This is a genomic window from Cytobacillus purgationiresistens (assembly GCF_030813235.1).
GTDB classification, from domain to species: Bacteria; Bacillota; Bacilli; order Bacillales; family Cytobacillaceae; genus Cytobacillus; species Cytobacillus purgationiresistens.
The window spans coordinates 48,908-60,622 of record NZ_JAUSUB010000021.1; the positions used below are offsets into that span (position 1 = coordinate 48,908).

At 37.5% G+C, this 11,715-nt stretch carries 12 protein-coding genes; 3 read left to right on the top strand and 9 right to left on the bottom strand.

Annotated features, from left to right (window positions below):
- Positions 1–126 precede the first annotated feature (126 nt).
- From pepV to J2S17_RS19955, 6 genes are all read right to left on the bottom strand, one after another.
- Positions 127–1,545 carry a dipeptidase PepV gene (pepV, locus tag J2S17_RS19930; RefSeq protein ID WP_307477519.1) on the bottom strand — a complete coding sequence of 473 codons (1,419 nt, stop codon included), beginning with the start codon at positions 1,543–1,545 and terminating at the stop codon, positions 127–129.
- 219 nt (positions 1,546–1,764) lie between these two features.
- Positions 1,765–2,976: an ABC transporter permease gene (locus tag J2S17_RS19935; protein WP_307477565.1), complete on the bottom strand. Its 1,212-nt coding sequence runs from the start codon at positions 2,974–2,976 to the stop codon at positions 1,765–1,767.
- Complete coding sequence (locus J2S17_RS19940; protein WP_307477520.1) at positions 2,960–3,673, bottom strand: ABC transporter ATP-binding protein; 714 nt, start codon at positions 3,671–3,673, stop codon at positions 2,960–2,962. Before J2S17_RS19940 ends, J2S17_RS19935 begins: the two co-directional genes overlap by 17 nt.
- Before the next feature lie 112 nt (positions 3,674–3,785).
- The gene (gene opuFB, locus J2S17_RS19945) at positions 3,786–5,300 is read right to left on the bottom strand and encodes an osmoprotectant update ABC transporter permease/substrate-binding subunit OpuFB (RefSeq protein WP_307477521.1); all 1,515 of its coding nucleotides are present in this window, start codon (positions 5,298–5,300) and stop codon (positions 3,786–3,788) included.
- Positions 5,293–6,252 carry an ABC transporter ATP-binding protein gene (locus tag J2S17_RS19950; RefSeq protein ID WP_307477522.1) on the bottom strand — a complete coding sequence of 320 codons (960 nt, stop codon included), beginning with the start codon at positions 6,250–6,252 and terminating at the stop codon, positions 5,293–5,295. Before J2S17_RS19950 ends, opuFB begins: the two co-directional genes overlap by 8 nt.
- A gap of 21 nt (positions 6,253–6,273) precedes the next feature.
- On the bottom strand, positions 6,274–6,885 hold the full coding sequence (locus J2S17_RS19955) for a flavodoxin family protein (protein ID WP_307477523.1): 612 nt from the start codon (positions 6,883–6,885) through the stop codon (positions 6,274–6,276).
- 626 nt (positions 6,886–7,511) lie between these two features.
- Between J2S17_RS19955 and J2S17_RS19960 the strand changes: the two genes are divergently transcribed.
- Positions 7,512–7,685, top strand: coding sequence for a PhzF family phenazine biosynthesis protein (locus J2S17_RS19960; RefSeq protein ID WP_307477524.1), 174 nt, complete (start codon positions 7,512–7,514; stop codon positions 7,683–7,685).
- A 223-nt stretch (positions 7,686–7,908) separates the two neighbouring features.
- On the opposite strand, the gene J2S17_RS19965 is transcribed toward J2S17_RS19960, so the two are convergent.
- Positions 7,909–8,325 carry a DUF4181 domain-containing protein gene (locus J2S17_RS19965; protein WP_307477525.1) on the bottom strand — a complete coding sequence of 139 codons (417 nt, stop codon included), beginning with the start codon at positions 8,323–8,325 and terminating at the stop codon, positions 7,909–7,911.
- A 229-nt stretch (positions 8,326–8,554) separates the two neighbouring features.
- A complete protein-coding gene (locus tag J2S17_RS19970) occupies positions 8,555–9,832 on the bottom strand; it encodes a M48 family metallopeptidase (RefSeq protein ID WP_307477526.1) in 1,278 nt (425 codons plus the stop codon).
- A 403-nt stretch (positions 9,833–10,235) separates the two neighbouring features.
- Here J2S17_RS19970 and J2S17_RS19975 point away from each other — a divergent pair, with 403 nt between their 5' ends.
- On the top strand, positions 10,236–10,457 hold the full coding sequence (locus tag J2S17_RS19975; RefSeq protein WP_307477527.1) for a DeoR family transcriptional regulator: 222 nt from the start codon (positions 10,236–10,238) through the stop codon (positions 10,455–10,457).
- Positions 10,458–10,507: 50 nt separating this feature from the next.
- Here the strand turns inward: J2S17_RS19975 and J2S17_RS19980 are convergent, their stop codons facing one another.
- Complete coding sequence (locus tag J2S17_RS19980) at positions 10,508–11,227, bottom strand: pseudouridine synthase (RefSeq protein WP_307477528.1); 720 nt, start codon at positions 11,225–11,227, stop codon at positions 10,508–10,510.
- 255 nt (positions 11,228–11,482) lie between these two features.
- Here J2S17_RS19980 and J2S17_RS19985 point away from each other — a divergent pair, with 255 nt between their 5' ends.
- Complete coding sequence (locus tag J2S17_RS19985; RefSeq protein WP_307477529.1) at positions 11,483–11,686, top strand: hypothetical protein; 204 nt, start codon at positions 11,483–11,485, stop codon at positions 11,684–11,686.
- Positions 11,687–11,715 lie beyond the last annotated feature (29 nt).

Sequence of the window (11,715 nt, forward strand, 5' to 3'; positions counted from 1 at the left end):
GAGTAAAGCGCTGCGCTAGACATTTTTTCTAATTTGAAAAATATATCTTTAAACAAAATAACTTAATCCCTTTAAAGCGTTAAACTTGATGCTATCTTACCAAGATAACATAAATTTGACAATAGATTATTTAGATAGTTCATGGATGGCTTGAGCATAAATAGCTGTGGCTTTTAGTAAATCTTCAATATACATATATTCATCCTTTTGGTGGGCTACATCTTCTCTGCCTGGGAACAATGCACCGAAGGCTACACCCGCTTTTAATGACCGGGCATACGTACCGCCGCCAATGGAAAGCAGCTCTGCTTTTTCACCGATTTGATCCTCATAGACTTTTTGCAGCGTTTTAATCAGGAAATCATCTTTATTCACATGATGCGGTTTTGAGTCATCTAAGTTTTCAATTAACATATTTTCCTTTTCTGCTAATGACTCTATCTTTTGAAGTGATCCGTCTATATCAGTTGTTACAGGATAACGCATATTCAAACCTAGGCGTCCGCCTTCTTCTTTGGTGAACATCAATTTTCCTGCATTGATCGTTAAATCACCTGTAATATCATCCGAATAAGCAATACCTAGATTCATTCCTCTTGAATCAAAGCCAAAATATTTATCTGTGAATTGGATAAATGCAGCTGCTTTAGAATCAAGGCTTATATCCGCTAGAAATGCCGTCATTAGCAGTCCGGCATTTTTGCCGTTTTTCGGTTCCATACCATGGGCAGATACACCTTCCAGTTCTAATATCAGCTCCCCTTTTTCCATAAAGTAATTGCCTTCCAGACCTCTGTCCTTAAGATAATCTGCATATTTTTGGACAATTTCTGTTGGTTCAAAATGGATTAGCAATGATGCCTTTGCAAAATCAGGTACCATATTATATCTTCTTCCGGAATGAAAGGATATTAGCTCTGCTTGAGGGTTTTCAACTGTAGGAAATCCTTCTTTTTTTTGAACGATATCATAATCTGCTATCCCTTTTTCGGCATATATAATCGGGAAGTCTGCATCAGGGGCAAAGCCGAGTGTTGGCATTTCTTCATTTTCAAAGTAATGATCAACACAGCGCCAGTCGCTTTCCTCATCTGTCCCGATAATCATCCGAACGCGCTTATTAACCGGTACATCTAGCTCTTTAATTATTTTCATTGCATAATAGGCAGCCATAGTTGGCCCTTTATCATCGATCGCTCCTCTGGCAAAAATCTTTCCATCTCTCATTTCAGCACCATATGGATCACTTGACCAGCCATCACCTTCTGGCACTACATCGACATGGCATAAGATTCCGAGAATTTCTTCTCCATTTCCAAACTCCAGATGACCGGCTAAATTGCCGACATTCTTCGGTATGAAGCCATCCTTCTCACCAAGCTGGAGCATGAAATCAAGCGCTTCCTTTATCCCTTTACCAAGGGGTGCTTCTTTCTCAGGATTTTCATCGTCAAGCACACTTTTAATTTGCAGAAGCTTCTGCGTATCTGCAATAATATCTTCTTTTCTCTTCATTACTTCTTCTTGCCAATTAATCTGTTTCAATGGGGAAACCTCCTGAATATGTAATCGACACTTTTGTGTGTAGAACTGTATATGCTTTAAAAACTGCAAGTCGACAAAAGTTAAAGTGAGCCAACTGCCTTGGATTTGGGCATGCTTACCGTTCAACTCCTGCGGAAAGCTTCGGAATATCCCATACCACTCTTTTTCATAAATTGATATAAGTTTGTCTACAGCCTTGCTTTAAAAAGCCTAATACTATTATAACATTTCCCTCAATCCTGATTGTATATCCACAAACTGCATCATCGCAAATATACTAAGACCGATAGTTACAAAGAAAGTAAGAAGAATAATTCCTAATACCATGAATGATCGGACTGCACGAGTCCTTGCAATATAATAATCATCCCGTTCAACATACTTCTTCACTTGCAAATTCGCATAATAGATTTGATCCCACACATTCACTAACCATGAATGCAGCCAGATTAGGAAAATGAAGAACATCAGAACCTTTATCCATAGAGGCGGAATGATGACAATTGCGGCCGTACAGACTGAAATGATTTGCGTATAACTTAACCAATAGGTATGGTTCCTAATAAAAGCTTTAATAAATAATTCAGCGAAACCATTCACAGGCGTCCTATTACGAAAAATCCGTTTTGATTTCTTCCAAAACAATGGCTTTTTTCTATTGGATATACGAGGTTTGCCAATTTCTTGAGCCATCATGAAAATCCTATCGATATTTTTCGTCCTCTCTTCATGGTGTATGGCGATCTCATGTTCAATTGAAGCATGAGTGAGCAATGCTTTCAAACTGAAAATAATCGATAACATAAAAGTGAGACAAGAGAGGGCAATGACAGGTATTAATAAATTGCTTTGCCAAATTTGAAAAATAAGTATGGAATAAACACCTAGAATAAGAAAAACCAAACTTTGCAGCGCAAGCTTTTTCCAGCGGTGTTCAATTTTTCGCAAATGATATTTAATAAGCAATATAAAAGATTTTAACGAGAGCAAAAAGAGAAGAAGTAAAATGATATCTAGCCAATACAATTGATAGTGATAGAGCAGCATTGGTAGAAGCAAAAGAAATGAAATCAATAAACCGACAGCCTCATGAACAATCGTATAACCATAAGCCCATTTTTTCATATTCATAAATAGCGGTTTTTGCCTAATTAGAAAAACCTTATCCGCTTCTTCCACATAGGTTCGTAAATTCCCGGCCCAAATCATTGCATACATCAAGGAAAAAATAAGAAAAAAGGGAATACCCTCTATCCATTTGGGTGCTTCCATCCACCAAGAATAATAATTGAAGATAGCAATCAATGCGGCTGGAAGAAGAATATATATAACAACTGTCCAATCTGCAACGGAACGGAAAACCCGAAACTGATAATTGCTATTTTTCCTTAACCTCTTTAGAAAGATACTCCAGCTATTCAATGGCATCACCTTCTGCAATGGTATGAAAGCAATCATACAGAGAACCTTCAGGCAATTGACATTGAATTCTTATCTCAGATAAGGTACCGGCTGCTTGAAGCTCACCCTGATGAATAATTAAAAAACGGTCACACACCTTTTCTGCCGTATCCAATACGTGGGTGGACATAAGGATGGCAGCTCCCCGCTCCCTTTCAGCTTCAATGGACGTAAGGAAGAGTTTCATCGCATTCGGGTCCAGCCCAATGAAAGGCTCGTCTATGATATATACATCTGGTTCAGTAATCATCGCTAAGATCAGCATAGCTTTTTGCTGCATGCCTTTTGAATATTTGCCGGGAAATTCATGTGCATGTTCAAGCAGCTTATAACTTATTAACAATTCCTCCGCCTTTGCCTTATACGCTTGATCATCTCGATTCTCTACGGCTGCAATAAAGTCCAAGTGCTCCCATAAAGTCAGTTCGTCATAAAAAATCGGCCTTTCTGGAATATACGAATAGCTCGCTTCATTATAAAAAGAAATTTCCCCTGCTTTATGGTCAAGCAATCCTAGAATTGTTTTAATAGTTGTACTTTTACCTGCACCATTCGGACCAATTAAACCAATTAGCTCTCCCTTACTAACTGAGAAATGAATATCATGAATAACCGGTTCATCTTTTTCATAGCCTGCATTTTGAATTGCTACGTTTAATAAATTCATTTTTTTCACCTCAATATGATTTACGAATAAAAAGAGAAAAGGTTTTTATTAAATAGCTAAAAATAAAAAAATGACTCAGAATTAAACTTTCTGAGTCATTTCATCTGTTCTATTAAAGAAGTCCTTCGTTCTCCAAGTACTCTCTTGCAACCTCATCTGCACTTCTTCCTTCTACATTCACTTCATAATTCATTTGCCGCATTTCATCATCACTGATTTTACCCGATAGCTTGTTAAGCGGTGCACCGATTTCCGGATATTGGTCAATCGTTTCCTGACGAAGCATAGGCGCACCCTGGTAAGGAGGGAACAACGTCAAGTCATCCTCTAATACCTTAAGTTGGTATTGGCGGATTTCTGAATCTGTCGAATAAGCATCAACAAGATTGATTTCTCCTTTTTCAATTGCACTATAACGCAGCTTTGGCTCCATCGTAGTTACATCAGTAAATGTGATGCCATATAGCTTTTGTATCCCGAGATAGCCATCCTCTCGATCTGAGAATTCGAGCGTAAAACCTGGCTTTATTTTTGACTGAAGCGCTTTTAAGTCTGAAATAGCTGTTAACTGGTGCTCTTTAGCAATATCCGGTGGAACCGCTAAAGCATACGTATTATTAAATTCCATTGGATCTAAAAGAACCATATCGAATCGCTCTTTAAGCCCGTTCTTTGCCTGTTCATAAACTTCCTCACTGCTTTTACTTTCAGCCGGCTCCTTGAGAAATTCAGATATGACCGTTCCAGTGAACTCAGGATAAAGATCGATGCTTCCCGATTGGAGCGCTTTAAAGACAAAGGGTGTTTTTCCTAGTCCAGGCTGCAATTCAACCTGCAAATCCGTGTCCTCTTCGATTAGCATCTTATACATATTAATCAATATTTCAGGCTCAGCACCTAGCTTTCCTGCAATCGTGATGTCGCTTTTTTGATTGCTAGCCATAAAAGGCACTACCATAATGATTACTGCTGCAGCAATCACTGCCCCAAACGAGAGCAATGACTTCTTGAAAGACATTTGCTCCAGCTTCCTTAAAAGGAAATCGAACAAAATTGCTAACACAGCAGCCGGGATCGCGCCAATAACGATTAAATAAGAATCATTGCGATCAATTCCAAGTAAAATTAAATCACCCAAGCCACCTGCTCCAATTAATGCTGCAAGTGTTGCTGTTCCGATAATCAATACCATTCCAGTCCGAATTCCAGCCATAATAACTGGAATCGCTAAAGGGAGTTCCACTTTAACCAACTGCTGAAGCTGATTCATTCCCATGGCACCGGCTGCCTCTTTTAAAGAGGGATCCACCTCTTTAATTCCTGTATATGTATTTCTAAGAATCGGCAATAGAGCATAAGCGACTAGAGCAATAATAGCTGGAACTTTTCCGATGCCTAGTAAAGGGATTAATAAGCCTAATAAAGCTAGAGAAGGTATCGTTTGTAAAACAGCTGTAACACCAATGACGCCTTCAGCTATTCTTTTTCTTCTTGTTAAAAAGATCCCAGTTGGTATCGCAATCAACACGGCAAAAAAGAGTGAGATAAATGATATTTGAATATGCTCAATAAGCGCTTGTATGAGCTGGTCCTGTCTTTGCGAAAAAACCTCAGCTAATTTATTCATGTGCCAGGCTCCTTTGCGACGACATTCTATCAGCTAAATAAGCGATCACCGTTTTTCTATCAATCATTCCTAACTCTTTTCCTTCTTCATTAATCAGTAATGACTCGTAAATTGCCAGCTTCAGTAATAAATCTTCCAAAGAAATCGATGAAGGGATAATTTGATCTTCAGTAAAATGGCCACCTTCAGGCTTCCGCTGCAGGATTTCTATTAAATCTATGTACTCCGTTTTCTTCTTAAGGCCTATAAAGTCCTCAACAAATGTTTTTGCCGGTGATTGTATCAGCTCTTGAGGGGTGCCTACCTGTACAATCGCTCCCTCATTCATTACTGCTATTCGATCGCCAAGCTTCATCGCCTCACTAATATCGTGAGTGACAAATACAATTGTTTTTTTAATTCGCTGTTTTAAATCGAGAAGGTCATCTTGCAATTTCTCTCTTGTAATTGGATCAAGTGCACTAAAAGGTTCGTCCATTAAAATCAGCTTTGGATCTGCAGCTAGGGCCCGCGCCACACCAATTCTCTGCTGTTGTCCGCCAGAGAGCTCCTTTGGCTTGCGCATCCTGAATTGATCGGGATCTAGCCCGACCAATTCTAACAATTCGGTCACACGCCCCTTCACTTTTTCAGACTCCCACTTCTTCAATTCTGGTACAATTGATATATTCTCTTCAATTGTCATATGTGGAAATAACGCAATTTGTTGTAACACATAGCCGATCTCATACCGAAGCTGATGGATATCATAATCATAAATATCCTTCTCATCTATCATGATGTGGCCCGTTGATGCTTCTATTAATCGGTTAATCATTTTTAATGTAGTTGTTTTACCGCATCCACTTGGTCCAATCAACACAAAGAATTCACCCTCGTTAATTGTAAAATCCAGCGAACTTACAGCCTTATGCCCCTCATATTCCTTAGATACCTTTGAAAAAGTAATCATTCCTTGTCCCCTTTAATTCCATTATTTTCTTTCTGCCGGTATGGGATTGCTCTTTAAAAGCTTGGCAAAGTACATGAGATTATATGCAGTCATTTTTGCATGCTCCATAGTAAACTCGTTTTCCTCACCATTCGCTTCGATAAAAGAAAAACCTGGACCTGCTTCTCCAACCCAATAAGCATCCACATTTGGCGGAATAGTAAAGCCTAAGCGATGTAAGCTATAGAGAAGATAGCTGCCTACATTTTTTGCTCCATCCTCGTTTCCAGTTACAACCGCTCCACCCACTTTGTTGTAATAAATTGATTGTCCTTTTTCATTAGTCAAGCTGCTTCCCCCATTCAGCCTTTCTATCACTAAGTTCGCTATACTGCTTTGTTCTCCTAGCCAAATGGGTGAAGCAATAAGCACAATATCTGCTGCTTTTACTTTCTCAAACAGCATCGGCCATTGATCCTGCTCATCCACTGCTTCATGAGTAATCCCAAAACCGATGGAATAATCCGCTGCTGTTATATATTCAACGTCTACGTTGTCAAAATGCTTTGTTACCTCTTTGGCAAGTGCTAATGTATTAGATGTTTCACTACTCTTCTTTAAAGTACAATTGATTACTAATGCTTTTAGTTCCACGGATATCATCTCCTAATAAAGTTTAAGAATGCTTAACTCTTCCCTTAAATTGGACCTATAAAACATATTTAAGAAATGAAAAAACTAGCGTTATTTAGCACTAAAGTACTGATAAATATTCATGATAATATAAGTCATATTGTATGAATGCTGCACGAATAGTTCATTTAGTGTAGTATTAATTAAAAAGTACCTCCGTTCTTATTACGGTGCTCTTTTCACATGTCGAAGATAAAAGGATGAGGTTTTTTGAATAATAAAATTAAATTAAGCTATATTTTTTTATTTATTTTACTTCCAGCTGTGTTTTTATTAAGTTCGTTTATTTGGAGGCTTCTAATTCATAGTCATGAGTTTCTGAATGTTGCTACCGATGCGCTGGGTATTCTGGGAATTTACTATGTACTGATCAGTGTTATCTTTATGTTTCTTAGTATTAAAAATGTGAACTTAAAAAACATTTAATCGTTAAAAAACAGCAAGATATTTGTCTTGCTGTCGCTTGTCGATAAAAGTTCTCAACTTGACAATCATGCTTGGCAATCCTGTTGACACGACTTGTATTGGAAACTCACTTCTAAATATTCCGTAAAACGAAATATTTAAATGAAAAAGGGTGAATTACAATGAAATTTTTCATCGTTGATGTGTTTACAGAAAGGCCATATAAAAGAAAACAATTAGCGGTATGTATTCCGGAAAAGGAAGTTGATACAGAGAGGATGCAAAAAATTGCAAAGGAAATAAACTTCTCAGAAACAACTTTTAGCCGATTCCTCATAAAGTATCACTCCCTTTAAAACCTTAAAAAGTATATTAGATTATGGATATTAACTTTTTCTTGTTATATATACGAAACAGCCACCAACCTCCATTTAGATTGGCAGCCATTGCTTCTTAATGAATTTAAAGTTTTCATCAATAAGCTCTCTTATCATTTTTCTCAATCATATGATTTAACCATAGATCAAATATTTTAATAATCACACAATTAAAACCGGAATACAACTATTACTGAGCTAGTTAAACCAACCCGAAAAAGTTTGTTATGTACAGTAAAACCAACAAAATTACTGAAAATGCTAATTGAACAATTGTAAAAATAAATTCATTCCTATTTGCTGCATATTTCCACTCCATAGTGGCCCTTGCAGTCTCAGATGCAATAATAAATATAAAGAGAATAAAGTATGTTTCCAAAAACCAAAAATCTCTCGTCATGTTAATAAAAAAACCAAGGATGATCAAAACCATCGTAGTAATTCTAATAATCCAATCAATTTTCCTATGTTGAGCATTCAGATGGTTATATGAAAACGTTGCCTTCTTCTCCACTTTAAGCCACTTTCTCAAAACTACACTAAATGAAAACAATATAAGTCCTACCGTTACTAATATTATAATGAACTTTAACCCGAAGATGGGTTCAACACCGTACATAAGTAACTCTCCTTTTTCCTAATCCTTTAATAGTTGTTGAGGATAAGCTCTTAGGAAAATAATACACCTTTTATACTCTTTCAATAGAAAAAAGTTCCATCTTCTTAACTTTCCATTCATCCGTTAGACGCTATTTAATCATCAAAATGGTAGCATTTTAAAAAATAAAGTAAGGCCTGAACCTTGGTAAATCCAGGCTGAATTAGATAAACCATCTAAAAATAAGTGGTTATTGTTGTTCAATTAGTTTAATAAATTCTTTACTGTCATACTCTATCGCATAATCATAAATAGACATACCATCTGCATCTTCCATAGTTGGATCTGCTCCATAGCTTAGTAGCAATTCTGCCATTTCTATATCCTCATTTAAGAGAGTAATCAGCAGAGGATAAGTATCATACAAGTCGGGAAGATTAGGGTCAGCTCCATGTTCGAGCAGCAGCACTGCTGTTTCGTTGCTACTACTGTGGAGCGCCCATTGCAATGCAGTTGTCCCATCCGCATCCTGTGCTTCTATTTCGGCACCTTCAGCAATCAGTTCTTCAGCCAATCCCACATCATCCATCGCGGCCGCATTCATGAGTGCAGTCGTTTCTTCAACACCTAAAGCCATTTCTGCCATGAAGTTTGACTTTTCAAAGACCTTCATTCCAAGCCAAAGACCAATTGATAGAATCACCCCAGCAGTGAATATGCCAACTAAACTGAACCAGACATTGCGCTTTGATTCCTTTAATTCAACAGTCGAATCAGCAGAGAAAAACATAGATAATTCGTAAATGCGCTTTGGCAAGTGAGGGTGAGTAGAAAGCTTCTCATTTAACCACACAAAAAAGCCGCTTTCCGTTTCCAGCTGTTCCATATAAACCTGTTGATTGACCTTTGGATAAAGCTCTTTTCCGATTGCGAGCATCGTTAATGCATTTTTTGCGGCATCAAATGAATTCACATAATACGCTGCGAAGCGATCACATGTATATTCACATGCTCGTAAATAAGCATTCCCTACAAAAGGAACCCACATAGCAGGCAAAAGGAACATGCTTATGAGGACATGCTTTCTATGTAAATGAGCAAATTCGTGAGCAAGGACAAACAGAACCTCTTTTTCGGCGTTTTTCTTCTCTATCAAGTCAAAAATACCTGAATATAATACAACCATATCTTTCTTAAAAAATCTCGTTGCAAATGCATTTAGCATTCCTTCTGACTCGATGACATAAATATCCGGCATTTTATCTAAATTCATGTCGGTTGCTATCGATTTCGCTTGATGATAAAGCTCAGGAAACTGTCTCTCATTAATTTTCACACCATTTCGGCGTATACCACCCATCGCTATACCATGAAGTAAGACAGATAATCCAAGAAGGACTAAAACGACTGCAATACCAATTATTGAAAAAACCAAAAACAGATAAATTAAAATGCTAAATAATAGAATAAGTGCAAAATAAATCTGTTCCTTTCTGGTGACTAATTGTGTTTGTGTATAATTTTCCATATTTCACTTTTCCTTTCAATATTTTACATACAGGTTGTATTATAAAAGAAATTGGGATAACTGGATAGGAATTTTTTTAAAAGAGATATTTTTTGAATTTTCCAAACATAAAACAAACCCAACCAACCATATAATAATTAGTGTAAGGTAATGGGAGGTGGGACATAATAAGCAGGAAACAGAGAAAATTTCTGTAAATTAAGTCATGCGGCTAGAAATTATCTGAAAATAAGGTTACAATAAATTAAGTGGTATGACATCCCTGAAAATCTTCTGTTCAATCAGAAAAGGAGTTGTCTGAGGAAAAGAAAACTACATATGCTTGAAGGGCATGTTTCTTCAATGAAGCTGTCGGTTGCAGGGTAATTGCCATGGGTTTGAAAAATGGATAGGGAGTGGTTTTTTGAAACCTTCGACTAACCGGATGTTAAACCGTATCAAATCCGTTTATATGTTTATTAGTAAAAACGGAACTGTAACAACTCAGGAGCTTGTAGAGGAATTTGGTATTACTCCTCGAACGATACAACGAGATTTAAATGTCCTGGCCTATAATGAGTTAGTCCAAAGTCCAAGTCGTGGAAAATGGACGATTACACAAAAGAAAGTAAAGATATCATCATGAAAGTGAGATAGTTATAAAAAGCTCCAGCAATTAGCTGGAGCTTTCTTTTATTATTCTACTTCATAATTTTGTATAGAACTTAACTCTTCATCTGTTAGTTCTCTGTATTCACCCAGTTCAAGTGTTTCATCTAAAGGCAGTGGTCCCATTGATAATCTTTTTAAATAAACCACTCGTTTCCCGACTGACTCAAACATTCTTTTCACCTGATGAAATTTCCCTTCAGTAATCGTTAACTCAATATCAGAGGTGATTCCGCTTTTGAGAATTTTTAATTCAGCAGGTTTCGTTTCATAGCCGTCGTCCAATATGACGCCCTTTTTAAATGAAATGATATCCTCTTCTATCACCTCACTATCAATGACAGCAAAATATGTTTTCGGCACATGCTTTTTTGGAGATAACAAACGATGTGATAATTGACCATCATTCGTTAAAAGTAATAGCCCTTCAGTATCCTTATCCAACCGGCCGACTGGAAAAGGCGAAAATACAAGATCATCCATTTCTAAAATATCCAGCACGGTTTCATGCTGTGAGTCCTCAGTTGCTGAAATCACACCCGGCGGCTTATTCATCATTAAATAAATGAATTCTTTATAAACTACCGTTTCACCGTTCACCATCACAGCATCCTCTTCCGGATTCACTTGCTGCTTTGCATCTCTTACTGCTTGACCATTCAGCTTCACAGCACCATTCTTCAACAGCATTTTCACTTCTTTTCGACTTCCATAACCTATATTTGCTAGCATTTTATCAATTCTCATAATTACCTCCTTATTTGAAATGCGAAGGTGGCTTGCTCAGGGCGACAAGCTTAAGGCGCGTAGGAAATGAAGGGGATCTTTCCTTCCATTCCTGTGTGACTTAAGACCTCGAGCCCTAGACACCACCGCTGAAACAATTTATACGACTTGATATTCACAATTCTTATATTTATAAATAGGCGTCTGCCTAAAGCATTTTGCCCAATTTTACATAGTCTAATATCATACTTGCAAGAAAAAAGGAGTTGAGACATTATGTATTATCGTCAACAACCTACTTTCATTCCCGTCCCTGGATTCCCTCCCGGCGGTGGCAGTGGCGGAAGTAGCACAAATAGGAGAATTGAGCGCCTAGAAAACCAAGTACAAAGACTTGAAAGACAATTCGATCGTTTAGAACGTAGATTAGAAAGAGTAGAGCGTCGTCTCGGTATTGGATATAGCACTGAAGGCCGCTAAGGCATAACTAGAGAAGAAGGTCTCCTTAA

Excerpts from the sequence above, each read along its gene's own strand:
- J2S17_RS19940 (WP_307477520.1), bottom strand. The coding sequence starts at position 3,673 with ATGAATTTATTAAACGTAGCAATTCAAAATGCAGGCTATGAAAAAGAT.
- opuFB (WP_307477521.1), bottom strand. The coding sequence starts at position 5,300 with ATGAATAAATTAGCTGAGGTTTTTTCGCAAAGACAGGACCAGCTCATA.
- J2S17_RS19950 (WP_307477522.1), bottom strand. The coding sequence starts at position 6,252 with ATGATTACTTTTTCAAAGGTATCTAAGGAATATGAGGGGCATAAGGCT.
- J2S17_RS19960 (WP_307477524.1), top strand. The coding sequence starts at position 7,512 with ATGAAATTTTTCATCGTTGATGTGTTTACAGAAAGGCCATATAAAAGA.
- J2S17_RS19965 (WP_307477525.1), bottom strand. The coding sequence starts at position 8,325 with ATGTACGGTGTTGAACCCATCTTCGGGTTAAAGTTCATTATAATATTA.
- J2S17_RS19970 (WP_307477526.1), bottom strand. The coding sequence starts at position 9,832 with ATGGAAAATTATACACAAACACAATTAGTCACCAGAAAGGAACAGATT.
- J2S17_RS19980 (WP_307477528.1), bottom strand. The coding sequence starts at position 11,227 with ATGAGAATTGATAAAATGCTAGCAAATATAGGTTATGGAAGTCGAAAA.
- J2S17_RS19985 (WP_307477529.1), top strand. The coding sequence starts at position 11,483 with ATGTATTATCGTCAACAACCTACTTTCATTCCCGTCCCTGGATTCCCT.